We start from the raw sequence: 25,683 nt of genomic DNA on the forward strand, positions 1-25,683 counted from the left end.
CCGCCAGTAGGGTGAGAGTCATGGCTGACCCCTCCACCTACCGCCCCAAGCCGGGACAGATCCCCGACTCCCCGGGGGTCTACAAGTTCCGCGACGAGCACCGCCGGGTGATCTACGTCGGGAAGGCCAAGAGCCTGCGCCAACGGCTCGCCAACTACTTCCAGGACCTGGCGAGTCTGCACCCGCGCACCCGCTCGATGGTCACGACCGCGGCCTCCGTCGAGTGGACCGTGGTGACCACCGAGGTCGAGGCGCTCCAGCTCGAGTACACCTGGATCAAGGAGTTCGACCCGCGGTTCAACGTCAAGTACCGAGACGACAAGAGCTACCCGTACCTCGCGGTCACCCTCAATGAGGAGTATCCGCGGGTCCAGGTCATGCGCGGCGCCAAGAAGAAGGGCGTGCGCTACTTCGGCCCGTACGGACACGCGTGGGCCATCCGCGAGACGGTCGACCTGATGCTGCGCGTCTTCCCGGTGCGCACGTGCTCGGCGGGCGTCTTCAAGAACGCCGCCCGCACCGGCCGCCCCTGCCTGCTCGGCTACATCGGCAAGTGCTCGGCCCCCTGCGTGGGCCGTGTCACCGCCGAGGACCACCGTGAACTGGCCGAGGATTTCTGCGACTTCATGGCCGGCCGTACGGGCGCGTACCTCCGCCGCCTGGAGAAGGAGATGGCGGCCGCCGCCGAGGAGATGGAGTACGAGCGGGCGGCCCGCCTGCGGGACGACATCGAGGCCCTCAGGCGCGCCATGGAGAAGAGCGCCGTCGTCCTCGCCGACGACACCGACGCCGACCTGATCGCCCTCGCCGAGGACGAGCTGGAGGCGGCGGTGCAGATCTTCCACGTCCGCGGCGGCCGGGTCCGCGGCCAGCGCGGCTGGGTCACCGACAAGGTCGAGGCCGTCACCACGGGCGACCTGGTCGAGCACGCGGTGCAGCAGCTCTACGGCGAGGAGAGCGGTGACGCCGTACCCAAGGAGGTGCTGGTGCCCGCCCTGCCGGACCCGGTGGCGCCCGTGCAGGCGTGGCTCGCCGAGCGGCGCGGCAGCGGCGTCGGCCTGCGCGTGCCGCAGCGCGGCGACAAACGCGCCCTGATGGAGACGGTCCAGCGCAACGCACAGCACTCCCTCGTCCTGCACAAGACGAAGCGCGCCTCCGACCTGACGACCCGCTCCCGCGCCCTTGAGGAGATCGCCGCCGCGCTCGACCTGGACAGCGCCCCGCTGCGGATCGAGTGCTTCGACATCTCGCACCTCCAGGGGGACGACGTCGTCGCGTCGATGGTGGTCTTCGAGGACGGCCTCGCCCGCAAGAGCGAGTACCGCCGCTTCCAGATCAAGGGCCGCGTCGGCGACACCCAGGTCTGGCACGGCGAGGGCCAGGACGACGTCCGGTCGATGCACGAAGTGATCGCCCGCCGCTTCCGGCGGTACATCGCGGAGAAGGAGAAGACGGGAGAGTGGGCCGAGGAGGCCGAGGCCCCCGAGGACTCCCTCACCGAAGAGGACGGCCGCCCGAAGAGGTTCGCGTACCCGCCGCAGCTCGTGGTCGTGGATGGTGGAAAGCCGCAGGTCGCGGCGGCCAAGCGGGCCATGGACGAGCTGGGCATCGACGACGTCGCGGTGTGCGGCCTCGCCAAGCGCCTGGAGGAGGTCTGGCTGCCGGACGAGGACGACCCGGTGGTCCTGCCCCGCTCCAGCGAGGGCCTCTACCTGCTCCAGCGCGTACGTGACGAGGCGCACCGTTTCGCGATCGCCTATCAGCGAAAGAAGCGGGCCAAGAGGTTCCGGGCGGGGCCGCTGGACGCGGTGCCCGGCCTGGGAGAGACGCGCAAGCAGGCACTCATCAAACACTTCGGTTCCGTGAAGAAACTGCGATCCGCCACAATTGAGCAGATCTGCGAGGTCCCCGGGATAGGCCGCAAGACGGCCGAGACGATCGCCGCGGCCCTCGCCGAGGCGGCCCCGGCCGCCCCGGCGGTGAACACGGCGACCGGAGAGATCATTGAAGAAGAGGCACCCGTGACGGCGGAGGCCGCACAGGCACCCGCGGGCGCCGTGGAGAGACGGGGGCAGGACACATGACAGAGCGCGAAGAAGACGGAGCACAGGTGAGTACGGGAACGGGCACCATCGAGCCCGCCGCGGAGGCCATCCCCGAACTGGTGATCATCTCCGGGATGTCCGGCGCGGGCCGCTCCACGGCGGCCAAGTGCCTGGAGGACCTCGGCTGGTTCGTGGTCGACAACCTGCCGCCCGCGCTGATCCCCACCATGGTGGAGCTCGGCGCCCGCTCGCAGGGCAACGTGGCGCGCATCGCGGTCGTCGTGGACGTGCGCGGCCGCCGCTTCTTCGACAACCTGCGCCAGTCCCTCGCGGACCTGGAGGCCAAGAACGTCACCCGGCGGATCGTCTTCCTGGAGTCGTCCGACGACGCCCTGGTGCGCCGCTTCGAGTCGGTGCGCCGCCCGCACCCGCTGCAGGGCGACGGCCGCATCGTCGACGGCATCGCCGCCGAGCGCGACCTGCTGCGCGAGCTGCGCGGCGACGCGGACCTGGTGATCGACACCTCCAGCCTGAACGTCCACGAGCTGCGCGCCAAGATGGACGCCCAGTTCGCCGGTGACGAGGAGCCCGAACTCCGGGCCACCGTCATGTCGTTCGGGTACAAGTACGGCCTGCCGGTCGACGCCGATCTGGTGGTCGACTGCCGCTTCCTGCCCAACCCCCACTGGGTCCCGGAGCTGCGCCCGTACACCGGTCTGAACGAAGAGGTCTCGGGCTATGTCTTCAACCAGCCCGGCGCCAAGGAGTTCCTCGACCGCTACACAGAACTGCTCCAGCTGATCGCGACGGGCTACCGCCGCGAGGGCAAGCGGTACGTCACCATCGCCGTGGGCTGTACGGGCGGCAAGCACCGCTCCGTCGCCATGTCGGAGAAGCTCGCCGCGCGCCTCGCCACCGAGGGCGTGGAGACCGTGGTCGTCCACCGGGACATGGGGCGCGAGTGAGTCCCCGTGCCCGGCGGGTCCGGATCGCCCGGATCAGCCGCAGGCGCTCCGCCCAGCCGCCCAAGGTCGTCGCGCTCGGCGGCGGCATGGGCCTGTCCGCCTCGCTCGCCGCGCTGCGCCGGATCACCGGCGACCTGACGGCCGTGGTCACCGTCGCCGACGACGGCGGCTCCAGCGGCCGGCTCCGCGACGAGCTGGGCGTGCTCCCGCCCGGCGACCTGCGCAAGGCCCTGGCCGCGCTCTGCGGGGACGACGACTGGGGCCAGACCTGGGCCCGCGTCATCCAGCACCGCTTCCAGTCCAAGGGCGAGCTGCACGAGCACGCGGTCGGCAACCTGCTGATCGTCGCCCTGTGGGAGCAGCTCGGCGACCACGTCCAGGCCCTCGACCTGGTCGGCAAGCTGCTCGGCGCGCACGGCCGGGTGCTGCCCATGTCCGCCGTGCCGCTGGAGCTGCAGGCGCTGGTCAAGGGGCACGACCCGGAGCGCGCGGAGGACGTGGACACGGTCCGCGGCCAGGCCAACGTCGCGCTCACCCGCGGCGAGGTGCAGTCCGTGCATCTCGTACCGCACGACCCGCCCGCCGTGCCCGACGCCGTCGCCGCGGTCCTGGACGCGGACTGGGTGGTGCTCGGCCCCGGCTCCTGGTTCTCCTCCGTGATCCCGCACCTGCTCGTGCCGGAACTGCTGGAGGCGCTCACCGAGACCAAGGCCCGAAAGGTCCTCTCGCTCAACCTCGCACCCCAGCCCGGAGAAACCGAAGGCTTCTCACCGCAGCGTCATTTGGAGGTTTTGGGACGACACGCCCCTAAACTCGCCCTGGACGTGGTGCTGGCCGACGAGGCCGCCGTGCCCGACCGCGACAGCCTCACCGACGCCGCCAAGCGTCTGGGGGCGGCGGTCGAGCTGGCGCCGGTGGCCCAGGCCGCCGGCTCTCCGAAGCACGACCCGGAGCTCCTGGCCGCCGCGTACGACCGTATTTTTCGGATGCATGGAAGGATCGGCCCATGGCGATGACGGCAGCGGTGAAGGACGAAATCTCCCGGCTTCCCGTCACCCGGACCTGCTGCAGAAAAGCAGAGGTCTCGGCGATTCTTCGGTTCGCGGGCGGGCTTCACCTGGTCAGCGGCCGCATCGTGATCGAGGCGGAGCTGGACACCGCGATGGCGGCCCGGCGGCTCAAGAAGGACATCCTGGAGATCTTCGGGCACGGCTCGGAGCTCATGGTGATGGCCGCGGGCGGTCTGCGCCGCGGCTCCCGCTATGTCGTACGCGTGGTGGCCGGAGGTGACCAACTGGCGCGCCAGACCGGCCTGGTGGACGGCCGCGGCCGCCCGATCCGCGGACTGCCCCCGCAGGTCGTCTCGGGTGCGACCTGCGACGCCGAGGCCGCCTGGCGCGGAGCGTTCCTGGCGCACGGCTCGCTGACCGAGCCGGGCCGCTCCTCCTCCCTGGAGGTGACCTGCCCGGGGCCCGAGGCGGCGCTCGCGCTCGTCGGCGCGGCCCGCCGGCTCTCCATCGCCGCGAAGGCCCGAGAGGTGCGCGGCGTGGACCGCGTCGTCGTCCGTGACGGTGACGCGATCGGCGCGCTGCTGACCCGGCTCGGCGCCCACGAGTCGGTGCTCGCCTGGGAGGAGCGGCGGATGCGCCGCGAGGTCCGGGCCACCGCCAACCGCCTGGCCAACTTCGACGACGCCAACCTGCGCCGCTCCGCCCGCGCCGCGGTCGCCGCGGGCGCCCGCGTGCAGCGCGCCCTGGAGATCCTCGGGGACGAGGTGCCGGAGCACCTCGCGGCGGCCGGACGGCTGCGCATGGAGCACAAGCAGGCCTCCCTGGAGGAGCTGGGCGCGCTCGCCGACCCGCCGCTGACCAAGGACGCGGTCGCGGGCCGCATCCGCCGCCTCCTGGCGATGGCCGACAAGCGCGCCCAGGACCTCGGCATTCCGGGTACGGAGTCGAACCTGACGGAGGAGATGGCCGACAACCTGGTCGGCTGACCGACCCGCTGACCCATCGCACGTAAAGCCGTCGGTGTCCGGAAATTTCCGGACACCGACGGCTTTTGCGCGCTCCGCGCGGAACCCGGACCCGGACCCCGGCCGAGTCGTCCGCCGAGGCCGGACGCGTCTCACAAGCTGAGCGGGTTCGTCGTCCTGGGCCGAAGCTTTTTTTACCGGCACGAGGTGTCACTCGATGTTGTCGACGCCACATTGACAAACGAGCGTCCTGACGCTCAGAACGAGCCGCCAACCCTGCGGAGGCACCCTCCGGATGACCCCCGGAATGGCTACCTCCGGAGCCGCGAACGCGCGTTGTGCAGGCCTCGCGCGGTAGTTACGGGGCGTGACAGTGGAGGTGTCGGAGGCACCCTCGACGGGCACTCAAATGAGGGCGCTTCCGCCCGTCTGATGGGCCAAGCGCTTACTTCCCCGCCCTGCTGACTCTGAGTGACGAACGGAGGGCCGTATCCGCAAACACGGTGCGGGCCGCCGCAACTCGTACGGACCCTGTCGATGTCACTCGAACGTCTCAGGAGAGGTAGGGTCGGAGGCGGTCGGGGACATCCCATTCAGCTCGCCGGCGCACAGACCGGCGTACCAACGAGGAGATCGGTTCGTGACGATCCGCGTAGGCATCAATGGCTTCGGTCGCATCGGCCGCAACTACTTCCGGGCGCTCCTGGAGCAGGGCGCGGACATCGAGGTCGTTGCCGTCAACGACCTGGGTGACACCGCGACCACGGCCCACCTGCTGAAGTACGACACCATCCTTGGGCGCCTCAAGGCCGAGGTCACCCACACCGAAGACACCATCACCGTCGACGGACACACCATCAAGGTGCTGTCCGAGCGCAACCCCGCGGACATCCCCTGGGGCGACCTGGGCGTCGACATCGTCATCGAGTCGACCGGCATCTTCACGAAGAAGGAAGACGCCGCGAAGCACATCGCCGGTGGCGCCAAGAAGGTCCTGATCTCGGCTCCGGCCAAGGACGAGGACATCACCATCGTGATGGGCGTCAACCAGGACAAGTACGAGCCGGCACAGCACCACGTCATCTCCAACGCCTCCTGCACCACCAACTGCGTGGCGCCGATGGCCAAGGTTCTCGACGAGAACTTCGGCATCGTCAAGGGCCTGATGACGACCGTGCACGCGTACACCAACGACCAGCGCATCCTGGACTTCCCGCACAAGGACCTGCGCCGCGCCCGTGCCGCCGCGGAGAACATCATCCCGACGACCACCGGTGCCGCCAAGGCCACCGCCCTCGTCCTGCCGCAGCTCAAGGGCAAGCTGGACGGCATCGCCATGCGCGTCCCGGTTCCCACCGGCTCCGCCACGGACCTGGTCGTCGAGCTCACCCGCGAGGTCACCAAGGACGAGGTCAACGCCGCGTTCAAGAAGGCCGCGGACGGCGAGCTCAAGGGCTTCCTGTACTACACCGAGGACCCGATCGTGTCCTCGGACATCGTCAGCGACCCGGCTTCCTGCACCTTCGACTCCTCCATGACGATGGTCCAGGAGGGCAAGACGGTGAAGATCCTCGGCTGGTACGACAACGAGTGGGGTTACTCGAACCGTCTGGTCGACCTCACCACCTTCGTCGGTGGCCAGCTCTGACCCGGACTTGATTCGGACAGGCATCTCGATGTGAGCTACGGGGCTCGGGCAGCGTGATCTTTCGCGCCGCCCGGGCCCCGTAGCTTGTTTGCTCGGAAGCTTTCAAGGAGTCCCTGAGAAATGAAGACGATCGACGAACTTCTCGCCGAAGGCGTCGCCGGTAAGCGGGTATTCGTCCGCGCCGACCTGAACGTGCCGCTGGACGGCACCACCATCACCGACGACGGCCGTATCCGCGCCGTGCTGCCGACCGTGAAGGCGCTCGCCGACGCGGGCGCGCGGGTCGTCGTCGCCTCCCACCTGGGCCGCCCCAAGGGTGCCCCGGACCCGGCCTTCTCGCTCGCCCCGGCCGCCGCCCGGCTCGGTGAACTCCTCGGCGCCGACGTGCAGTTCGCCACGGACACCGTCGGCGACTCCGCCAAGTCCGTCGTCGCGGGCCTCGCCGACGGCCAGGTCGCCGTCGTCGAGAACCTGCGCTTCAACGCCGGCGAGACCTCCAAGGACGACGCCGAGCGCGGCGCCTTCGCCGACCGGCTGGCCGCCCTCGCCGACCTGTACGTGGGCGACGGCTTCGGCGCCGTGCACCGCAAGCACGCCTCGGTGTACGACCTCCCGGCGCGGCTCCCGCACGCCGCGGGCTACCTCATCGCCAAGGAGGTCAGCGTCCTCAAGAAGCTCACCGAGGACGTCAAGCGCCCGTACACCGTGGTCCTCGGCGGCGCCAAGGTCTCCGACAAGCTTGCCGTCATCGACGAACTCCTCGGCAAGGCCGACCGCCTCCTCATCGGCGGCGGCATGGCGTACACCTTCCTCAAGGCCAAGGGGTACGAGGTCGGCATCTCCCTCCTCCAGGAGGACCAGATCCCGGTGGTCAAGGAGTACATGGAGCGCGCCGAGAAGAGCGGCGTCGAGCTCGTCCTCCCGGTCGACGTCCTCGTCTCCACCGAGTTCCCGGACCTGAAGACCAAGGCCCCGGCCGACTTCGACACCGTCGACGCCGACCGGATCCCCGCGGACAAGGAGGGCCTGGACATCGGCCCCAAGTCCCGCGAGCTGTTCGCCTCCAAGATCACCGACGCCGAGACGGTGTTCTGGAACGGCCCCGTCGGAGTCGCCGAGCACCCCGACTACGCTGGCGGCACGACGGCCATCGCGCAGGCCCTGCTCGACAGCAAGGGCTTCACGGTGGTCGGCGGTGGCGACTCCGCCGCCGCCGTCCGCAACCTGGGCTTCGACGAGTCGAAGTTCGGCCATATCTCGACCGGTGGCGGTGCCTCCCTCGAATACCTCGAGGGCAAGACCCTGCCGGGCCTCGCCGCACTGGAGGACTGACCCTTAATGACCACGCGTACGCCCCTGATGGCGGGCAACTGGAAGATGAACCTCAACCACCTCGAGGCCATCGCCCACGTCCAGAAGCTCGCCTTCGCGCTCGCCGACAAGGACTACGAGGCCGTCGAGGTCGCCGTCCTTCCGCCCTTCACCGACCTGCGCTCCGTGCAGACCCTGGTGGACGGCGACAAGCTCAAGATCAAGTACGGCGCCCAGGACATCTCGGCGCACGACTCCGGTGCGTACACCGGTGAGATCTCGGGCCCGATGCTGTCGAAGCTCAAGTGCACCTATGTGGCCATCGGCCACAGCGAGCGCCGCCAGTACCACGACGAGAACGACGAGATCTGCAACGCCAAGGTGAAGGCCGCCTACAAGCACGGCATGACCCCGATCCTGTGCGTCGGCGAGGGCCTGGACATCCGCAAGGCCGGCCAGCAGGTCCAGTACACGCTGACTCAGGTCGAGGGCGGTCTCAAGGACGTCCCCGCCGAGCAGGCCGAGTCCGTCGTGATCGCCTACGAGCCGGTGTGGGCCATCGGCACCGGCGAGGTCGCCACCCCCGAGGACGCGCAGGAGGTCTGCGGCGCGATCCGCGGCAAGCTCGCCGAGCTGTACGACCAGGAGCTCGCCGACAAGGTGCGCATCCAGTACGGCGGTTCGGTGAAGGCCGGGAACATCGCCGCGATCATGGCGCAGCCCGACGTCGACGGCGCCCTCATCGGCGGTGCGGCGCTCGACGCCGACGAGTTCGTCAAGATCGTCCGATTCCGCGACCAGTGAGTCCGGGAACCGACCGGGACTGAGTATGCGGTAGCGACGTAACGTCGTACCCTTGCGGGGTCCGAGGCTTGCTTTTCTGAGCTTTCCGCTCATTCACGCGAGACTCGGGCCCCGTCGTCGTACAGATACCGAGGAAGTTGGTCCAGCCGTGGTTATGGGGTTCTCGATCGCCCTGCTCGTCTTCAGCGGACTCATGATGCTTTTGGTGCTGATGCACAAGGGCAAGGGCGGTGGCCTCTCCGACATGTTCGGTGGCGGTATGCAGTCCTCCGTCGGCGGCTCCTCGGTCGCCGAGCGCAACCTCGACCGCATCACCGTCGTGGTCGGTCTGCTGTGGTTCGCGTGCATTGTCGTGCTCGGCCTGCTGATGAAGCTCGACAGCTGACGCTTTATCGTCCTACCGGTTGACGCGGTATTGCCGTACGCCTTTTATAGGCGGCTTATTATGGCCGTGCGTCTCCGGGGTGGGGGTGTAACTCCAAACACTGGACGCGCGTTGGGCCTTACGTAGACTGGGGCACCCGCGGCACGGCCGCCGGTGAGCAACGCTGTGCAGCACTGTTACGCAGGGAGTTACGACCGTGGCAAGTGGCAACGCGATCCGTGGAAGTCGGGTCGGAGCGGGGCCGATGGGCGAGGCCGAGCGGGGCGAGTCCGCGCCGCGCCTGCGCATCTCCTTCTGGTGCTCCAACGGGCATGAGACACAGCCGAGCTTCGCCAGTGACGCGCAGGTCCCCGACACCTGGGACTGCCCGCGCTGCGGATTCCCGGCCGGCCAGGACCGGGACAACCCGCCGGACCCGCCGCGCACCGAGCCCTACAAGACCCACCTCGCGTACGTCCGCGAGCGGCGCAGCGACGCGGACGGCGAGGCCATCCTCGCCGAGGCACTCGCCAAACTGCGCGGCGAGATCTAGGAATTGAGAGCGGCCGGACACCCCCGAGGGTGTCCGGCCGGACTGCTTTCCGAGGTCTGTTCTCCCAGGTCGGAGCCGCGCCGCGGCCGATTGTCAGTGGCCTCCTCTAAGGTCTGCAAGTAGCTGACCAAAAGGGGGAGTTGGCGTGGTCGAGGGGGTAACGGACGCCGCGGGGACCGCGGCAGCCGCGGCGGAGCGCGCGCCGTCCTGGCGCGGGGGATTCGGTCGGCTGTGGTCGGCCGCGATCATCTCCCGCTTGGGTGACTCGCTGCGTATCGCCGCTCTGCCGCTGCTCGCCACGACTCTCACCGACGAACCGACGCTCGTGGCCCTCGTCACCGCCTGCGGCTATCTGCCCTGGATCCTTTTCGGCCTGATCGGCGGAGCGGTCGCCGACCGGGTCGACCAACGACGCGCCATGTGGGCCGTGGATCTCCTACGAGGACTGCTGATCGGCGGTTTCGCCGTGGCCGTCGCCTTCGGCCAGGCGACGATCGCGCTGCTCATGATCCTCGCCTTCGTCCTCACCACCCTCCAGACCCTCTTCGACAACGCGGCCACGGCCCTGCTCCCCGCCGTCGTCGGCCCCGAGGCCCTCGGCAGCGCCAACGCCCGCCTGCAGACCGGCCAGATGCTCGTCAGCAGCTTCCTGGCCACGCCCGCGGTGCCCCTGCTGCTCGCCGCGGGAATCGCCGTGCCCTACGCCGCGAACGCCGCCACGTATCTGCTCGGCGCCGCACTGATCGCCTCCCTGCGTACGGCACCGCGCGAGCGGGCGGCACCGCTGAGCGGGAGCGGCCTGCGGGCCGACATCGCCGAAGGAGTGCGGATCCTGTGGCAGGACCGGGCGCTGCGCGGCCTGTGCCTCGCGGCCACGTTGTGCAACGTCGGCGTCGGCGGGCTCATCGCCACCCTCGTCCTGCACGTCACGGGATGGCTCGACGCGAGCGCGACGGCGTACGCCCTCTGCCTGTCCGCGTACGGCGTGGGCAGTGTCGCCGCCGGGCTCTGCGCCAACCGGATCGGGCGCCGCGTGGGGCGGTTGCGGAGCATCTTCCTCGCGGGCCTCGTGCAGATCGTGCCGCTGCTCGCGATCGGGACGATACGCAGCGTCTGGGCCGTCCTGCTCGGGCTCGTGGTGTTCGGCTTCATGGGCATGGTGTGGAACGTCAACCAGGTCACGCTCATGCAGCAGCGCAGCCCCACCGATGCGATCGGCCGGATCAGCGCCGCCTTCCGCACCCTGTCGCTCGGCGCCACCCCGGTGGGCGCGGCACTCGCCGGTGTCGCCGCCTCGGCCTGGGGGCTCAACACCCCGGCGCTGCTTGCCGCCGCGCTGTTCGTGCTCTCCGTCGCCGCGCTGATACCCGCGCTCAAGTCCCCGGTCACCGCTCCTTAAGTCGGCCGACAGGGGACAGACAGCTCATACCGCTCGCTGATCAATTAGGTTGGAGGGGCAGCGGGGAAGTTGCAGGCTCAGGTAGAGAGAAGGCTGAAGTCCGAGATGAACGCAGCAAGCCGCACCAGGCTCAATCAGTTGCCGGAGTGGACGGCGCTCGGAAAGCACCGTGAGCAGCTGGGCGAAGCACATCTGCGGGAACTGTTCGCCGCCGACCCGCAGCGAGCCGAGAAGTACACGGCGCAGGTGGGCGGCCTGCACCTCGACTACTCCAAGCAGCTGGTCACGGACGAGACCCTTGAGCTGCTCCGCGAGCTGGCCGCCGCGACCGATGTCTTCGGCCTGCGGGACGCCATGTTCCGCGGCGAGAAGATCAACACCACCGAGGACCGCGCTGTTCTGCACACCGCGCTGCGCGCCCCGCGAGACGCCGTGATCGAGGTCGACGGGGAGAACGTCGTGCCGAAGGTGCACGCCGTCCTCGACAAGATGAGCGCCTTCGCCGAGCGTGTCCGCGCCGGTGAGTGGACGGGCCACACCGGCAAGCCCATCAAGAACGTCGTGAACATCGGCATCGGCGGCTCCGACCTCGGCCCGGCGATGGCGTACGAGGCGCTGCGGTCCTTCGCCGACCGCGATCTGACGTTCCGCTTCGTCTCCAACGTCGACGGCGCCGATCTGCACGAGGCCGTACGGGACTTGGACCCGGCCGAGACGCTGTTCGTCATCGCCTCGAAGACATTCACCACGATCGAGACGATCACCAACGCCACCTCCGCGCGGAACTGGCTGCTCACCGGTCTGCAGGCCGGGCAGGACGCCGTGGCGAAGCACTTCGTGGCGCTGTCCACGAACGCCGAGAAGGTCGCCGAGTTCGGCATCGACACGACCAACATGTTCGAGTTCTGGGACTGGGTCGGCGGCCGCTACTCCTACGACTCGGCGATCGGCCTATCCCTGATGATCGCCATCGGGCCTGCGCACTTCCGCGAGATGCTCGACGGATTCCGCCTGGTCGACGAGCACTTCCGCGCGGCACCGGCGGAGTCCAACGTCCCGCTGCTGCTCGGCCTGTTGGGGGTCTGGTACGGAGGGTTCTTCGACGCCCAGTCGCACGTGGTCCTTCCGTACTCGCACTACCTCTCCAAGTTCACCGCGTACCTCCAGCAGCTGGACATGGAGTCCAACGGCAAGTCGGTGGACCGCGAGGGCAACCCGGTGGACTGGCAGACCGGGCCGGTGGTCTGGGGCACGCCGGGCACCAACGGGCAGCACGCGTACTACCAGTTGATCCACCAGGGCACGAAGGTCATCCCGGCGGACTTCATCGGCTTCGCCAAGCCGGTCGGCGATCTGCTGCCCGGCCTGGTCGCGCAGCACGATCTGCTGATGGCCAACTTCTTCGCGCAGACACAGGCGTTGGCGTTCGGCAAGACGCCGGACGAGGTGCGGGCGGAGGGTGTGCCCGAGGAGCTGGTCGCGCACAAGACGTTCCGCGGCAACCACCCGACGACCACGATCCTCACCGCCGAGCTGACTCCGTTCGTGCTCGGGCAGCTGATCGCCCTCTATGAGCACAAGGTGTTCGTGCAGGGCGCGATCTGGAACATCGACTCGTTCGATCAGTGGGGGGTCGAGTTGGGGAAGGTGCTGGCGAAGCGGGTGGAGCCGGCGTTGACGGAGGGGGCGGATGTGGAGGGGTTGGACGCTTCGTCCCGGGCGCTTGTGGCGAAGTACCGGTCGTTGCGGGGGCGTTGAGACTGCACGCAGGTAGGGGCGGGGCTGGGTTTTCTTTCCCCAGTCCCGCCCCTTCCCGTAACTGGGGCTCCGCCCCAGACCCCGGTCCTCAAACGCCGGACGGGCTGATTATGCCGACGCCGGGGGGTACAGATCCCGTGGCAGTTGCGAAGCCGCCGCCGCGTCCAGGAGCCACAGCGTGCGGGAGCGTCCGCGGGCGCCCGCTGCCGGGGCCTGGATCTCGCCCGCGCCGGACAGCGCGATGGCCACGGCCTGTGCCTTGTCCTCGCCCGCCGCGAGCAGCCACACCTCACGGGCGGAGCGGATCGCGGGCAGGGTGAGCGTGATCCGGGTCGGCGGCGGCTTGGGGGCGCCGTGCACACCCACCACCATCCGCTCGGTCTCGCGCACCGCGGGCAGCTCGGGGAAGAGCGACGCCACATGGGTGTCGGGGCCGACGCCGAGGAGCAGCACGTCGAAGGACGGGGCCTCCGAGTGGTTCTCCGGCTGTGCGGCCTTGGCCAGTTCGGACGCGTACGCCTCGGCCGCGGTGTTCGCGTCGATGCCGAACGGGCCGTCCGACGCGGGCATCGCGTGCACGCGGGCCGGGTCGAGCGGCACCGAGTCGAGCAGCGCCTCGCGGGCCTGCGTGACATTGCGGTCCGGGTCGCCTTCCGGCAGGAACCGCTCGTCGCCCCACCAGAGGTCCAGGCGGCTCCAGTCGATGGCGTCCCGCGCGGGGGACGTGCCGAGCGCGGCGAGCAGGCCGTTGCCGTTGCGACCGCCGGTGAGGACCACGGACGCCGAGCCGCGGGCGGCCTGCGCGTCCACGATCTTCGTGATCAGGCGGGCCGCGGCTGCCTGGGCCATGAGTTCCTTGTCGCGGTGGACGACGAGCTGCGGAGCCGTACTCACTTCGACGCCGCCCTCGACGTACCGGATTCCGAACCCGAACTCGCCTTCTTCGCCGGGGACTTGGCCGCCTTCTTCGCACCCGAAGAACCCGAGCCCGAACCCGCACCCGCACCTGAACCCGAACCCGAGCCCGAACCCGAACCCGAACCCGAAGCAGCCTCCGCCGGCGACGCGGCCGGCGGGGCCGACTTCGGCGCGTCCGCCTCCGCGAGCCGGTCGACGCCGTACTTCAGCGCCGACGCGTAGGTGTCGTCCGGGTCGAGGCGGCGCAGCTCCTCGGCGATCAGCTCGGCCGTCTCGCGCCGCTTGAGCGCCACCGCACGGTCCGGCTGGCCCTGCACCGAGAGCGTCGCCAGGGAGCCGTCGGCCCGGTCGAGCACGATCGGACCGCAGTCGGTGTCCAGACGTACCGAGGTGAGCCCCGGACCGCTGGACAGCGAGCGGGTCACCGGCACCGAGAGCCGGTCGGCCAGCCACATGCCGAGCAGCTCACAGCTCGGGTTGAACTCTTCGCCCTCCACCTCGGCCGCCGTGACCTGGCAGGTCACCTGGTCGAGAGCGGCGGCCAGCATGGAGCGCCACGGGGTGATCCTGGTCCACGACAGATCCGTGTCGCCGGGCGTGTACGTCTCCGCGCGGGAGGCCAGCTCGTGGATGGGCTGCTCCGCCGCGTACGTGTCGGTCACCCGGCGCTGGGCGAGTGCGCCCAGCGGGTCGTTCGCCGGGTCGAGCGGCGCGTTCACCGGCCACCACACGACGACCGGGGCGTCCGGGAGGAGCAGCGGCAGGACCACCGACTGGGCGTGGTTGATGACGTCGCCGTAGAGGCGGAGCACGATCGTCTCGCCCGTACCGGCGTCGGCACCCACCCGCACATCCGCGTCCAGGCGGGACGACGTGCGGTCACGAGGGGAGCGCGCGGCCCGCTTGATGACGACGAGGGTGCGCGAGGGGTGCTCGCGCGAGGCCTCGCTGGCCGCCCGCAGGGAGTCGTAAGCGTTCTCCTCGTCGGTGACGATGACCAGGGTGAGCACCATGCCGATGGCGGGGGAGCCGATGGCGCGGCGGCCCTGGACGAGGGCCTTGTTGACCTTGCTGGCCGTGGTGTCCGTGAGGTCGATCTTCATGGCCGACGCCAGCTCCGTCCGTCTCGTTCGAGCATTTCGTCCGCCTCGACGGGGCCCCAGGTGCCCGATGCGTACTGCGCGGGCTTGCCGTTCCTGTCCCAGTGCTGCTCGATCGGGTCGAGGATGTTCCAGGACAGCTCGACCTCCTCGGTGCGCGGGAAGAGGTTCGAATCGCCCAACAGCACGTCCAGGATGAGCCGTTCGTACGCCTCGGGGCTGGACTCCGTGAAGGACTCGCCGTACGCGAAGTCCATGGAGACGTCCCTGACCTCCATCGATGTGCCCGGCACCTTCGAGCCGAACCGCATCGTGACACCCTCGTCCGGCTGGACCCGGATGACCAGGGCGTTCTGCCCCAGCTCCTCGGTCGCGGTGTGGTCGAAGGGGGAGTGCGGGGCGCGCTGGAAGACGACCGCGATCTCGGTGACCCGGCGGCCGAGGCGCTTGCCGGTGCGCAGATAGAACGGGACGCCCGCCCAGCGGCGGTTGTCGATCTCCAGCTTTATGGCGGCGAACGTGTCGGTCTTCGACTGCTGGTCGATGCCGTCCTCTTGGAGGTAGCCGATGACCTTCTCGCCGCCCTGCCAGCCCGCCGCGTACTGCCCGCGGACCGTGCCCTTCGACAGGTCCTTGGGGATCTTCACCGCGCCGAGGACCTTGGTCTTCTCGGCGGCGAGCGCGTCCGCGTCGAAGGAGGCGGGCTCCTCCATCGCGGTCAGGGCGAGCAGCTGGAGCAGGTGGTTCTGGATGACGTCACGGGCGGCGCCGATGCCGTCGTAGTACCCGGCGCGGCCGCCGATGCCGATGTCCTCGGCCATCGTGATCTGCACGTGGTCGACGTACGACCGGTTCCAGATCGGCTCGAAGAGCGTGTTGGCGAAGCGGAGCGCCAGGATGTTCTGGACGGTCTCCTTGCCGAGGTAGTGGTCGATACGGAAGACCTGGTCGGGCTTGAACACCTCGTGCACGATGGCGTTCAGCTCCTGGGCGGAGGCCAGGTCGTGCCCGAAGGGCTTCTCGATGACCGCGCGCCGCCAGGAGTCCCCGCGCTGGTCGGCAAGGCCGTGCTTCTTCAGCTGCTGGACGACCTCGGGGAAGAACTTCGGCGGCACCGACAGGTAGAAGGCGAAGTTGCCGCCCGTGCCCTGGGCCTTGTCGAGCTCCTCCATCGTCGACTTCAGCGTCTCGAACGCCTCGTCGTCGCCGAAGTCGCCCTGCACGAACCGCATGCCCTGGCTCAGCTGCTGCCAGACCTCCTCGCGGAACGGCGTCCTGGCGTGCTCCTTGACCGCGTCGTGCACCTCCTGCGCGAAGTCCTCGTCCTGCCACTCGCGCCGGGCGAAGCCGATCAGCGAGAAGCCCGGCGGCAGCAGCCCCCGGTTGGCCAGGTCGTAGACGGCAGGCATCAGCTTCTTACGGGACAAATCGCCCGTGACGCCGAAGATCACCAGGCCCGACGGCCCCGCGATACGCGGGAGCCGTCGGTCCAGTGCGTCACGAAGCGGGTTGGCTCCGTCGACAGTGGGAGACAAGATCAGCCTTCCGAAGGGGCGAGGCGCTTGAGCTCCGCCTCGGTCGACTTGAGCAGGTCGATCCAGGACGCCTCGAACTTGTCGACGCCCTCGTCCTCGAGCAGCTGCACGACCTCGTCGTACGAGATCCCCAGCTTCTCGACGGCGTCGAGCTCGGCGCGGGACTGCTCGTACGTGCCCGCGACGGTGTTGCCGGTGATCTGCCCGTGGTCGGCGGTCGCCTCCAGGGTGGCCTCCGGCATGGTGTTCACCGTGTTCGGCGCGACCAGGTCGTCGACGTACAGGGTGTCCTTGTACGCCTTGTCCTTGACGCCCGTGGACGCCCACAGGGGGCGCTGCTTGTTGGCGTTGGCCTTGTCCAGGGCGGCCCAGCGGTCCGAGGAGAAGACCTCCTCGTACGCCTCGTACGCGAGCCGGGCGTTGGCGAGGCCGGCCTTGCCGCGCGCGGCCTTGGCGTCCTCGGTGCCCAGGGCGTCGATGCGCTTGTCGATCTCCGTGTCCACGCGGGACACGAAGAAGGACGCCACCGAGTGGATCAGCGAGATGTCCAGGCCCGCGGCCTTGGCCTTCTCCAGACCGGCCAGGTAGGCGTCCATGACCGCGCGGTACCGCTCAAGGGAGAAGATCAGCGTGACATTGACGCTGATGCCCTTGCCGATGACCTCGGTGATCGCCGGCAGGCCGGCCTTGGTCGCCGGGATCTTGATCAGCGTGTTGGGGCGGTCCACCAGCCACGCCAGCTGCTTGGCCTCGGCGACCGTGGCCGCCGTGTTGTGCGCCAGGCGCGGGTCGACCTCGATCGAGACGCGGCCGTCCTTGCCGCCGGTGGCGTCGAAGACGGGGCGCAGGATGTCGGCGGCGTCGCGCACGTCGGCCGTCGTGATCATGCGGACGGCTTCCTCGACGGTGACCTTGCGGGCCGCGAGGTCGGCGAGCTGCTGCTCGTAACCTCCCCCACTCTCGGCTTCGCTCGAGCGGGGGGACCCCCACCCGCCGGAGATCGCCTTCTGGAAGATCGACGGGTTGGTGGTGACGCCCACGACGTGCTGCTGGTCGATCAGCTCGGCGAGGTTGCCGGACGTGATCCGCTTGCGCGACAGGTCGTCCAGCCAGATCGCGACGCCTTCTTCAGAGAGGCGCTTGAGTGCGTCTGTCATGGAAATTGCATCTCCTGCTTGTGATGAGGGGTGAGTCGTGGTGTCAGCGTCAGCGCTGCGCGGCCGCCACGGATTCCTTCGCGGCGGAAGCCACGGCCTCGCCGGTGAAGCCGAACTCCTTGAAGAGGACCTTCGCGTCGGCGGAGGCGCCGAAGTGCTCCAGGGAGACGATCCGGCCGGCGTCGCCGACGTACTTGTGCCAGGTCAGACCGATACCGGCCTCGACCGCCACACGCGCCTTGACCGACGGCGGCAGGACGCTGTCGCGGTACTCCCGCGACTGCTCCTCGAACCACTCCACGCACGGCATCGACACGACACGGGTCGGGACGCCCCCGGCCTGGAGCCGCTCGCGCGCCTCGACGGCCAGCTGCACCTCGGAACCCGTACCGATCAGGATGACCTCGGGCTCGCCGCCCTCGGCGTCGAACAGGACGTAACCGCCCTTCGCGGCCTCCTCGTTGCGCTCGTACGTCGGCACACCCTGGCGGGTGAGGGCGAGACCGTGCGGGGTGCCCTTGCCGAACTCCTTGGTGTAGCGCCTCAGGATCTCGCGCCAGGCGATCGCGGTCTCGTTGGCGTCCGCGGGACGGACGACGTTCAGACCCGGGATCGCGCGCAGCGAGGCGAGGTGCTCGACCGGCTGGTGCGTCGGGCCGTCCTCACCGAGGCCGATGGAGTCGTGCGTCCACACGTACGTCACCGGCAGGTGCATCAGGGCCGACAGGCGGACGGCGTTGCGCATGTAGTCGGAGAACACCAGGAAGGTGCCGCCGTAGATACGCGTGTGGCCGTGCAGCGCGATGCCGTTCATGGCGGCGGCCATGGCGTGCTCGCGGATGCCGAAGTGGATCGTCCGGCCGTACGGCTCCGCGCCCGGCAGCGGGTTGCCCTCGGGGAGGAACGAACTCGTCTTGTCGATCGTGGTGTTGTTGGAGCCCGCGAGGTCGGCCGAGCCGCCCCACAGCTCCGGCAGCACCGCACCGAGCGACTGCAGGACCTTGCCCGAGGCGGCACGCGTCGCGACACCCTTGCCGGTCTCGAACTCGGGGAGCTTCTCCTCCCAGCCGGCCGGGAGCTCGCCCGCGTTGACGCGGTCGAACTCGGCGGCGCGCTCCGGGTTGGCGGTGCGCCAGGCGGCGAACCCCTTCTCCCACTCGGCCTTCGCCTGCACGCCGCGCTCCAGCGCCTCGCGGGTGTGGCCGATGACCTCGTCGGAGACCTCGAAGGACTGCTCCGGGTCGAAGCCCAGGACCCGCTTGGTGGCGGCGACTTCCTCGTCACCGAGGGCCGAGCCGTGCGCGGCCTCGGTGTTCTGCGCGCTCGGCGCCGGCCAGGCGATGATCGAACGGGCCGCGATGAACGACGGCTTGTCCGTGACGGCCTTCGCGGCCTGCAGCGCCTCGTACAGCCCCTTCGGGTCCAGGTCGCCGCTGGGCAGCTGCTCGACGCGCTGCACGTGCCAGCCGTACGCCTCGTACCGCTTGAGGGTGTCCTCGGAGACGGCCGTCTCCGTGTCGCCCTCGATGGAGATGTGGTTGTCGTCCCACAGCATCACGAGGTTGCCGAGCTTCTGGTGGCCCGCGAGGGAGGACGCCTCGGCGGAGATGCCCTCCTGCAGACAGCCGTCACCGGCGATGACCCAGATCGTGTGGTCGAACGGGGACTCGCCCGCGGGCGCCTGAGGGTCGAACAGACCGCGCTCGTACCGCGCGGCCATGGCCATGCCCACGGCGTTCGCGACACCCTGGCCGAGCGGGCCCGTGGTCGTCTCGACGCCGGCGGTGTGGCCGTACTCCGGGTGGCCCGGGGTCTTCGAGCCCCAGGTGCGGAACGACTTGAGGTCATCGAGCTCCAGGCCGTACCCGGCCAGGTAGAGCTGGATGTACAGCGTCAGCGACGAGTGCCCCGCGGAGAGGACGAACCGGTCGCGGCCCACCCAGTCGGCGTCCGCGGGGTCGTGCCGCATCACCTTCTGGAAAAGGGTGTACGCGGCGGGCGCGAGGCTCATGGCCGTACCGGGATGGCCGTTACCGACCTTCTGTACGGCGTCGGCGGCCAGGACGCGGGCGGTGTCAACGGCCCGCTGGTCCAGATCGGTCCACTCGAGATCTGTGGTGGTCGGCTCGGTGCTCACCCTGGGTCAGGGCTCCTCTCCACATGCTCTACATGTCGAACGTCGTCGCCGAACGTCGTCGTCCGCCGTCGTATGTCGTCGACTCACGGCGCCGTCGTGCGCCGGTCGCTGTCGAGCCTACCGCCGCGCGAGCGTGCATCTTTTCGACTCGTCCCAGACTGCCGGGGGTCTGTCACCTTCGCCTCCCGAGCCGTTCACCGGCGGTGCGCCACAGGGCCGTCGGCGGGCGCCGGACCAGCGTCGCGGCAACCGGCCCAACACGACCGACCCCCGCGAAGAGCCGGGTATGGCCTACGTCTACAGTGGCGTGGTACGCGCGAGCCTTTACCGGGTCTTCATGTTCAGGTGACACCCACGGTCGGCTTGCTGGGAGTCTCTGTCAGGGGTGTGCGTGACGGCCGTTGAATCCCGTCCAACAGGCGGGGGCACCGCCCGTGCCGAGGGCACGGCGGGTGAGCTCGAGTCCGAGGGCGTGGCGAACTCCGGCCGTCGGCCGATCCGTCCCCTCGTCATGGGGTTCGTGGCACTGACCAAGCCACGCATCATCGAACTGCTCCTCATCACCACGGTCCCGGTGATGTTCCTCGCCGAGCAGGGCGTGCCCAACCTGTGGCTGGTCCTCGCGACCTGCTTCGGCGGCTACCTCTCCGCGGGCGGCGCCAACGCCCTGAACATGTGGTACGACCGGGACATCGACGCCCTCATGGAGCGCACCCGGAACCGCCCCCTGGTCACCGGCCTGATCAGCCCCACCGAGGGCCTGGTCTTCGGCGTCGCCCTCGCCGTGATCTCCACGGTCTGGTTCGGGCTCCTCATCAACTGGCTCTCCGCCGCGCTCTCGCTCGGCGCGCTGCTCTTCTACGTCGTCGTCTACACGATGATCCTCAAGCGCAGGACCGCGCAGAACATCGTCTGGGGCGGCATCGCCGGCTGCCTCCCGGTCCTCATCGGCTGGTCCTCGGTGACCAACTCGATGTCCTGGGCCGCGGTCATCCTGTTCATGGTGATCTTCTTCTGGACTCCGCCGCACTACTGGCCGCTGTCCATGAAGGTCAAGGACGACTACGCCCGCGCCCAGGTCCCGATGCTCCCGGTGATCGCCTCCAACAAGGTCGTCGCCAAGCAGATCGTCCTCTACAGCTGGGTCATGGTCGGCATCTCGCTGCTGCTCCAGCCGCTCGGCTACACCGGCTGGTTCTACACCGCGGTCGCGCTGGCCACCGGCGGCTTCTGGCTCTGGGAGGCGCACGCGCTGCAGGCCCGCGCGAAGGCGGGGGTGACGGGCGCGAAGCTCAAGGAGATGCGCCTGTTCCACTGGTCCATCACGTACGTGTCGCTGCTGTTCGTGGCGGTCGCGGTGGACCCGTTCCTGCGCTGAGCCACTGACTCTCGTACGCCGGGCGGCTGCCCCTCAGCCGCCCGGCGTCCGTGTGTCAGGGGCCATTGCCGCGCCCGAATACCCACAAGTAGCATCGGGGTATGGCAGACACCAAGGTCGAAGAGAAGCCCGCGGACGGGCGCGCGGAGCGGCAGGCGGCGAAGCTCGCCAAGGAGATCACCGCCTTCGCGAAGGCGCACGGCGGCGCCGAGGCGCAGATCGCCTACCTCGGGGAGCGCGGCTCCCGCATCGTCCTCGTCGGTGAGGACGGCGGCTGGGGCGACCTCGTGGCGCGTACCGACGCCGTGGCGCGCAGGGCGGTGGAGAAGTCCGGGCTCACCGTCCACGAGGACTTCGACGGCGAGTTCGCGGCCAAGGTCGTCACCGGTCGGTACGAGTGGTCGCGCATGGCGGGCCTGCAGGTCGGGGGCCCGAGCAACACCTGAGACCGGGTTCACCCGTTAGGACTGTTGACGGAAGACGGTCCACGCACGGGAGCCCGGATGATCGAGACACCGCCCCTGGTGGACCAGTGCTGCCACGGGGTGCTGCGTACGGAGCTGGGCCTCGGCACCTTCGAGGCCCACCTCGGCCGGGGCGAGGGGCCGCCCGCCCCCGGCACCACCTTCTTCGACACCCAGACCGGGTTCGCGGTGCGCCGCTGGTGCCCGCCGCTGCTCGGCCTCGAACCGCACTGCCAGCCCGCCCGCTATCTGGCCAGGCGCCGCGAGCTCGGCGTGATCGAGGCGGGCCGCCGGCTGCTCCGGGCCACCGGCATCGGCACGTATCTCGTCGACACCGGGCTGCCCGGCGATCTGACCGGGCCGCCCGAACTGGCCGCCGCGGGCGCCGCCGAGGCCCACGAGATCGTCCGCCTCGAACTCCTCGCCGAGCAGGTCGCCGACACCTCCGGCACCGTCGAGACCTTCCTCGCCAACCTCGCCGAGTGCGTCCACGGAGCCGCCGCGGGCGCCGTCGCCTTCGCCTCCGTCGGGGGCGCGCACGGCCTCGCCCTCGCGCCGCAGCCGCCGGACGCCGGGGAGGTGCGCGGCGCCGCCGACCGCTGGCTCGCCGGGCGCCGCGTGGGCGACCGCCTCACCCATCCCGTACTCCTGCGGCACCTCGTCTGGATCGCCGTGGCCTCCGGTCTCCCGCTCCAACTGCACGCGGGTACGGGGGATCCGCAGCGGTACGTGGGGGAGTTCGCGCGGGCCACGGCCGGGCTCGGCACGGATCTGGTGCTGCTGCACGGCTACCCGTACCACCGTCAGGCCGCGCACCTCGCCGGGGTGTTCCCGCACGTCTACGCGGACCTCGGCCCCGCGGTCGTACGGAGCGGGGCGCGGGCGGCGACGCTGCTCGCGGAGATCCTCGAACTCGCCCCGTTCGGCAAGCTGCTGTTCTCCAGCGGCGCGCACGGCCTGCCCGAGCTGCATGTGGTCGGGGCCCAGCTGTTCCGGGAGGCGCTGGGGCGGGTGCTCGGGGGGTGGGTGGCCGAGGGGGCGTGGTCGCGGGCGGACGCGGATCGCGTGGCGGGGTTGATCGCGTCGGGGAACGCGCGCAGGGTGTACGGGCTGAGCTGATTTCTCCTCAATCGCCGGAGGGGCTCAAAATTGAGCCCCTCCGGCGATTGAGGAGCGGGGTCCGGGGCGGAGCCCCGTGGCGGTCAGACCGTCGACAGCTCCGGGTCCGCCTGGGACGGGATACCCGGTTCCGCGCGCGGGCGTTCGTGCAGGGCCAACAGGACCCGTACCACCGCGATCCACACCAGGCACGAGCCCAGCATGTGCGCGCCGACCAGGACCTCGGGCAGCTCCGTGAAGTACTGCACGTAACCGATCACGCCCTGGGCGAGCAGGATCAGGAACAGGTCGCGGGTGCGGGCCAGAGGGCCGCGCGGGGCGTCGACCGCCTTGAGCACGAACCACAGCGCGAAGGTCAGCGAGACCACGATCCAGGCGAGGACCGCGTGCAGCTTGGACACGCCCTCCCAGTCGAGGCCGATGGCGCCGATGTCCATCCGGGGTACGTCGCTGGAGTCACCGGCGTGCGGACCCGAGCCCGTGACCACCGTGCCGATCGCGACCAGAAGGCCCGACGCGACGATCAGGCACCACACCAGCTGCCGCACGGCCTTGCCGACCAGCGGACGCGGCGCGGCGTCCCCCTCGCCCTCGCCGGTGCGCACCCACATCAGCGTGGCGACTGTGATCAGCGTCGTGGAGAGCAGGAAGTGCGCGGCCACGGTGTACGGGTTGAGGCCCACCAGGACGACGATGCCGCCGAGGACCGCGTTGCCCATCACGATCCAGAACTGGGCCCAGCCGAGCCGGGTCAGGCTGCGGCGGCGCGGCTTCTGCGAGCGGGCCGCGATGATCGCCCAGCCGACCGCCGCGCACAGCACGTACGTGAGCATGCGGTTGCCGAACTCGATGACGCCGTGGACGCCCATCTCGCTGGTCGCGGTGAGGGAGTCGGCGGTGCACTTCGGCCAGGTCGGGCAGCCGAGGCCGGAGCCGGTCAGCCGGACGGCGCCGCCGGTGACCACGATCACGCAGCTCATGACGAGGGCGGTGAGCGCCGCGAGCCGGGCCGTCCGGGTTTCGGGAGTCCAGCGCTCGGCGATGAAGGCGAGCGGATTGCGCGCGGCTTGAGCCAGGTCGGCTCGGGTCAACTTCGGCACGCGCACCATCGTAGAGGGGGCCTTGTGCATCGGTTCACGAGGGGTTCACGAGGGGGAGCGAAAGCGGACGGTCTACTCCCAGCGGAAGAACCGGGCCGCCGCCCCCAGGCCGAGGACCGCCCATACCGCCAGCACACCCGCCGCGCCCCACGGCATCGACGCCCCGTCCCGCAGCACGTCCCGCAGCCCGTCCGAGAGCGCCGAGATGGGCAGCAGACCGAGCACGGACTGGGCCGCATCCGGGAACTTGTCGAGCGGCACGACCACGCCGCCGCCGACGAGCAGCAGCAGGAACACCAGGTTCGCGGCGGCGAGCGTGGCCTCGGCCTTGAGCGTGCCGGCCATCAGCAGGCCGAGCCCGGAGAAGGCCGCCGTACCGAGGACCAGGAGCAGCGCCACGGAGAGCGGGTCGCCGTGCGGGGACCAGCCGAGCGCGAGGGCGATCGCCGTGAGCAGCGCGATCTGCAGCACCTCGGTGACCAGGACCGACAGCGTCTTCGCGGTCATCAGGGCCCAGCGCGGCAGCGGCGAGGCGCCGAGCCGCTTGAGCACGCCGTACCGCCGCTCGAAGCCGGTCGCGATCGCCTGGCCCGTGAAGGCCGTCGACATCACGGCGAGCGCGAGCACGCCCGGCGCGAGGAAGTCCACGGCCTCGCCGCTGCCCGTATCGACGATGTCGACCGTGGAGAAGAGGACCAGGAGCAGCGAGGGGATGACCACTGTGAGCAGCAGCTGCTCGCCGTTGCGCAGCAGCATCTTCGTCTCCAGGGCCGCCTGCGCCGCGATCATCCGCCCGACGGGGGCCGCTCCCGGCTTCGGCGTATACGTACCGGCGCTCATCCGCGCAGCTCCTTACCGGTCAGCTCCAGGAAGACGTCTTCAAGGGTGTGCCGCTCCACCGAGATCCTCTCCGGCATCACGCCGTGCTGGGCGCACCAGGACGTGACGGTGGCGAGCAGCTGCGGGCCGACGGTGCCGGTGACGCGGTACGAGCCCGGGGTGAGCTCGGCCGCCGCGCTGTCCGTCGGCAGGGCCTTCAGGAGCGAGGCCACGTCGAGCCCCGGGCGGCCGGTGAAGCGCAGGGTGTTCTCGGCGCCGCCCTTGCAGAGCTGCTCGGGGCTGCCCTGGGCGACGACCCGGCCCGCGTCGACGATCGCGACGTCGTCCGCGAGCTGCTCCGCCTCGTCCATGTAGTGCGTGGTGAGGATGACGGAGACGCCGTCGGCGCGCAGCTCGCGGACCAGGTCCCAGGTGGAGCGGCGGGCCTGCGGGTCGAGGCCCGCGGTCGGCTCGTCGAGGAAGACGAGCTCGGGCCGGCCCACCACGGCCATCGCGAGGGCGAGCCGCTGCTGCTGTCCGCCGGAGAGCCGCCGGTAGGCCGTACGGCCGCAGGAGCCGAGGCCGAGACGCTCGATCAGGGCGTCCACGTCCAGCGGGTGGGCGTGCAGCTTCGCCATGTGGCGCAGCATCTCGTCGGCCCGGGCGCCGGAGTAGACGCCGCCGGACTGCAGCATCACGCCGATCCGCGGGCGCAGCGCGGCGGCCTGCCTGACCGGGTCGAGGCCGAGGACGCGGACCTGGCCCGCGTCCGGCCTGCGGTAGCCCTCGCAGGTCTCGATCGTGGTGGTCTTGCCGGCGCCGTTCGGGCCGAGTACGGCGGTGACGCCCGCGTGGGCCGTGAGGTCGAGGCCGTCCACCGCGGTCTTGGATCCGTACCGCTTCACCAGGCCGCGCACCTGGAGGACGCCGCCTGCGACGGGCTCTTCATGCATGCCGGGAAGTCTAGAGAGGGCTTCCGCGTGCCCGGTACGGGGCCTGGTGGCTTCCCACCACGGACAGGCCGCGCAGACCGCCGGGCACCGTGGAAACACACAGAAATTAGGTGAACCTTAGTGATCGAGGCCACCGGCGAGGGGTTCGGGCGCGGCTTTACGGAGCCAGAGGAATTACGCA

At 70.1% G+C, this 25,683-nt stretch carries 22 protein-coding genes; 14 read left to right on the top strand and 8 right to left on the bottom strand.

Annotation, left to right across the window (positions count from 1 at the left end; translation table 11 throughout):
- Positions 1 to 20: 20 nt before the first annotated feature.
- The 11 genes from uvrC (at position 21) to pgi (ending at position 12,822) form a co-directional block, all read left to right on the top strand.
- Positions 21 to 2,084 (top strand): excinuclease ABC subunit UvrC, encoded by a 2,064-nt coding sequence (uvrC, locus tag QIT00_RS22975; protein ID WP_282537249.1) that lies wholly within the window; start codon positions 21 to 23, stop codon positions 2,082 to 2,084.
- Positions 2,081 to 3,010 carry an RNase adapter RapZ gene (rapZ, locus tag QIT00_RS22980; protein WP_282537250.1) on the top strand — a complete coding sequence of 310 codons (930 nt, stop codon included), beginning with the start codon at positions 2,081 to 2,083 and terminating at the stop codon, positions 3,008 to 3,010. The genes uvrC and rapZ overlap by 4 nt, the downstream gene beginning before the upstream one ends.
- Positions 3,007 to 4,026, top strand: coding sequence for a gluconeogenesis factor YvcK family protein (locus tag QIT00_RS22985; RefSeq protein ID WP_408909832.1), 1,020 nt, complete (start codon positions 3,007 to 3,009; stop codon positions 4,024 to 4,026). Before rapZ ends, QIT00_RS22985 begins: the two co-directional genes overlap by 4 nt.
- The gene (whiA, locus tag QIT00_RS22990) at positions 4,017 to 5,006 is read left to right on the top strand and encodes a DNA-binding protein WhiA (RefSeq protein WP_282537251.1); all 990 of its coding nucleotides are present in this window, start codon (positions 4,017 to 4,019) and stop codon (positions 5,004 to 5,006) included. The genes QIT00_RS22985 and whiA overlap by 10 nt, the downstream gene beginning before the upstream one ends.
- A 619-nt stretch (positions 5,007 to 5,625) precedes the next feature.
- The gene (gap, locus tag QIT00_RS22995; RefSeq protein ID WP_282537252.1) at positions 5,626 to 6,633 is read left to right on the top strand and encodes a type I glyceraldehyde-3-phosphate dehydrogenase; all 1,008 of its coding nucleotides are present in this window, start codon (positions 5,626 to 5,628) and stop codon (positions 6,631 to 6,633) included.
- 120 nt (positions 6,634 to 6,753) lie between these two features.
- On the top strand, positions 6,754 to 7,965 hold the full coding sequence (locus QIT00_RS23000) for a phosphoglycerate kinase (protein WP_282537253.1): 1,212 nt from the start codon (positions 6,754 to 6,756) through the stop codon (positions 7,963 to 7,965).
- Between the two features lie 6 nt (positions 7,966 to 7,971).
- Positions 7,972 to 8,748 carry a triose-phosphate isomerase gene (tpiA, locus tag QIT00_RS23005; RefSeq protein WP_282537254.1) on the top strand — a complete coding sequence of 259 codons (777 nt, stop codon included), beginning with the start codon at positions 7,972 to 7,974 and terminating at the stop codon, positions 8,746 to 8,748.
- A gap of 154 nt (positions 8,749 to 8,902) precedes the next feature.
- On the top strand, positions 8,903 to 9,133 hold the full coding sequence (gene secG / locus QIT00_RS23010) for a preprotein translocase subunit SecG (RefSeq protein ID WP_282513817.1): 231 nt from the start codon (positions 8,903 to 8,905) through the stop codon (positions 9,131 to 9,133).
- A gap of 196 nt (positions 9,134 to 9,329) precedes the next feature.
- Entirely contained in the window at positions 9,330 to 9,665 is a 336-nt protein-coding gene (locus tag QIT00_RS23015) for an RNA polymerase-binding protein RbpA (protein ID WP_003957010.1), read from the top strand.
- A gap of 145 nt (positions 9,666 to 9,810) precedes the next feature.
- Positions 9,811 to 11,064, top strand: a complete 1,254-nt coding sequence (locus QIT00_RS23020) for an MFS transporter (RefSeq protein WP_282537255.1) — start codon at positions 9,811 to 9,813, stop codon at positions 11,062 to 11,064.
- 105 nt (positions 11,065 to 11,169) lie between these two features.
- Positions 11,170 to 12,822, top strand: coding sequence for a glucose-6-phosphate isomerase (pgi, locus tag QIT00_RS23025; RefSeq protein ID WP_282537256.1), 1,653 nt, complete (start codon positions 11,170 to 11,172; stop codon positions 12,820 to 12,822).
- Between the two features lie 108 nt (positions 12,823 to 12,930).
- Here pgi and pgl read toward each other — a convergent pair whose 3' ends face one another.
- From pgl to tkt, 5 genes are read right to left on the bottom strand one after another with little or no spacing between them, the layout of a single operon-like run.
- Positions 12,931 to 13,671, bottom strand: a complete 741-nt coding sequence (pgl, locus tag QIT00_RS23030) for a 6-phosphogluconolactonase (RefSeq protein ID WP_408909835.1) — start codon at positions 13,669 to 13,671, stop codon at positions 12,931 to 12,933.
- A 41-nt stretch (positions 13,672 to 13,712) separates the two neighbouring features.
- A complete protein-coding gene (gene opcA, locus QIT00_RS23035) occupies positions 13,713 to 14,843 on the bottom strand; it encodes a glucose-6-phosphate dehydrogenase assembly protein OpcA (protein WP_282537258.1) in 1,131 nt (376 codons plus the stop codon).
- Positions 14,840 to 16,375 (bottom strand): glucose-6-phosphate dehydrogenase, encoded by a 1,536-nt coding sequence (gene zwf / locus QIT00_RS23040; protein ID WP_282537259.1) that lies wholly within the window; start codon positions 16,373 to 16,375, stop codon positions 14,840 to 14,842. The genes opcA and zwf overlap by 4 nt, the downstream gene beginning before the upstream one ends.
- Positions 16,376 to 16,377: 2 nt before the next feature.
- Positions 16,378 to 17,532 (bottom strand): transaldolase, encoded by a 1,155-nt coding sequence (tal, locus tag QIT00_RS23045; protein WP_282537260.1) that lies wholly within the window; start codon positions 17,530 to 17,532, stop codon positions 16,378 to 16,380.
- Positions 17,533 to 17,581: 49 nt separating this feature from the next.
- A complete protein-coding gene (gene tkt, locus QIT00_RS23050; protein ID WP_282537261.1) occupies positions 17,582 to 19,669 on the bottom strand; it encodes a transketolase in 2,088 nt (695 codons plus the stop codon).
- Positions 19,670 to 20,060: 391 nt separating this feature from the next.
- Here tkt and QIT00_RS23055 point away from each other — a divergent pair, with 391 nt between their 5' ends.
- The 3 genes from QIT00_RS23055 to QIT00_RS23065 all read left to right on the top strand — a co-directional run bounded on the left by QIT00_RS23055 (position 20,061) and on the right by QIT00_RS23065 (position 22,630).
- Positions 20,061 to 21,047, top strand: a complete 987-nt coding sequence (locus tag QIT00_RS23055) for a heme o synthase (protein ID WP_408909833.1) — start codon at positions 20,061 to 20,063, stop codon at positions 21,045 to 21,047.
- Between the two features lie 101 nt (positions 21,048 to 21,148).
- Complete coding sequence (locus QIT00_RS23060) at positions 21,149 to 21,493, top strand: hypothetical protein (protein WP_282537262.1); 345 nt, start codon at positions 21,149 to 21,151, stop codon at positions 21,491 to 21,493.
- A 57-nt stretch (positions 21,494 to 21,550) separates the two neighbouring features.
- Positions 21,551 to 22,630, top strand: a complete 1,080-nt coding sequence (locus tag QIT00_RS23065; protein WP_282537263.1) for an amidohydrolase family protein — start codon at positions 21,551 to 21,553, stop codon at positions 22,628 to 22,630.
- Positions 22,631 to 22,713: 83 nt separating this feature from the next.
- On the opposite strand, the gene QIT00_RS23070 is transcribed toward QIT00_RS23065, so the two are convergent.
- Genes QIT00_RS23070 through QIT00_RS23080 form a run of 3 tightly spaced genes read right to left on the bottom strand, consistent with a single transcriptional unit; the run spans position 22,714 to position 25,502 of the window.
- Positions 22,714 to 23,760, bottom strand: a complete 1,047-nt coding sequence (locus tag QIT00_RS23070) for a COX15/CtaA family protein (protein ID WP_282537264.1) — start codon at positions 23,758 to 23,760, stop codon at positions 22,714 to 22,716.
- Between the two features lie 42 nt (positions 23,761 to 23,802).
- Complete coding sequence (locus QIT00_RS23075) at positions 23,803 to 24,570, bottom strand: ABC transporter permease (RefSeq protein ID WP_282537265.1); 768 nt, start codon at positions 24,568 to 24,570, stop codon at positions 23,803 to 23,805.
- Positions 24,567 to 25,502, bottom strand: a complete 936-nt coding sequence (locus QIT00_RS23080; protein WP_282537266.1) for an ABC transporter ATP-binding protein — start codon at positions 25,500 to 25,502, stop codon at positions 24,567 to 24,569. The genes QIT00_RS23075 and QIT00_RS23080 overlap by 4 nt, the downstream gene beginning before the upstream one ends.
- Between the last annotated feature and the right edge of the window lie 181 nt (positions 25,503 to 25,683).

It is taken from the genome of Streptomyces luteolus, from assembly GCF_029968015.1.
Taxonomy (GTDB): domain Bacteria; phylum Actinomycetota; class Actinomycetes; order Streptomycetales; family Streptomycetaceae; genus Streptomyces; species Streptomyces luteolus.

Coding starts and splice junctions, on each gene's coding strand:
- opcA (WP_282537258.1), bottom strand. CDS start 14,843: ATGAAGATCGACCTCACGGACACCACGGCCAGCAAGGTCAACAAGGCC.
- QIT00_RS23000 (WP_282537253.1), top strand. CDS start 6,754: ATGAAGACGATCGACGAACTTCTCGCCGAAGGCGTCGCCGGTAAGCGG.
- QIT00_RS23075 (WP_282537265.1), bottom strand. CDS start 24,570: ATGAGCGCCGGTACGTATACGCCGAAGCCGGGAGCGGCCCCCGTCGGG.
- tal (WP_282537260.1), bottom strand. CDS start 17,532: ATGACAGACGCACTCAAGCGCCTCTCTGAAGAAGGCGTCGCGATCTGG.
- pgl (WP_408909835.1), bottom strand. CDS start 13,671: ATGGCCCAGGCAGCCGCGGCCCGCCTGATCACGAAGATCGTGGACGCG.
- uvrC (WP_282537249.1), top strand. CDS start 21: ATGGCTGACCCCTCCACCTACCGCCCCAAGCCGGGACAGATCCCCGAC.
- QIT00_RS23065 (WP_282537263.1), top strand. CDS start 21,551: ATGATCGAGACACCGCCCCTGGTGGACCAGTGCTGCCACGGGGTGCTG.
- rapZ (WP_282537250.1), top strand. CDS start 2,081: ATGACAGAGCGCGAAGAAGACGGAGCACAGGTGAGTACGGGAACGGGC.
- QIT00_RS23070 (WP_282537264.1), bottom strand. CDS start 23,760: ATGCACAAGGCCCCCTCTACGATGGTGCGCGTGCCGAAGTTGACCCGA.
- whiA (WP_282537251.1), top strand. CDS start 4,017: ATGGCGATGACGGCAGCGGTGAAGGACGAAATCTCCCGGCTTCCCGTC.
- QIT00_RS23080 (WP_282537266.1), bottom strand. CDS start 25,502: ATGCATGAAGAGCCCGTCGCAGGCGGCGTCCTCCAGGTGCGCGGCCTG.
- QIT00_RS23060 (WP_282537262.1), top strand. CDS start 21,149: ATGGCAGACACCAAGGTCGAAGAGAAGCCCGCGGACGGGCGCGCGGAG.
- secG (WP_282513817.1), top strand. CDS start 8,903: ATGGGGTTCTCGATCGCCCTGCTCGTCTTCAGCGGACTCATGATGCTT.
- pgi (WP_282537256.1), top strand. CDS start 11,170: ATGAACGCAGCAAGCCGCACCAGGCTCAATCAGTTGCCGGAGTGGACG.
- tpiA (WP_282537254.1), top strand. CDS start 7,972: ATGACCACGCGTACGCCCCTGATGGCGGGCAACTGGAAGATGAACCTC.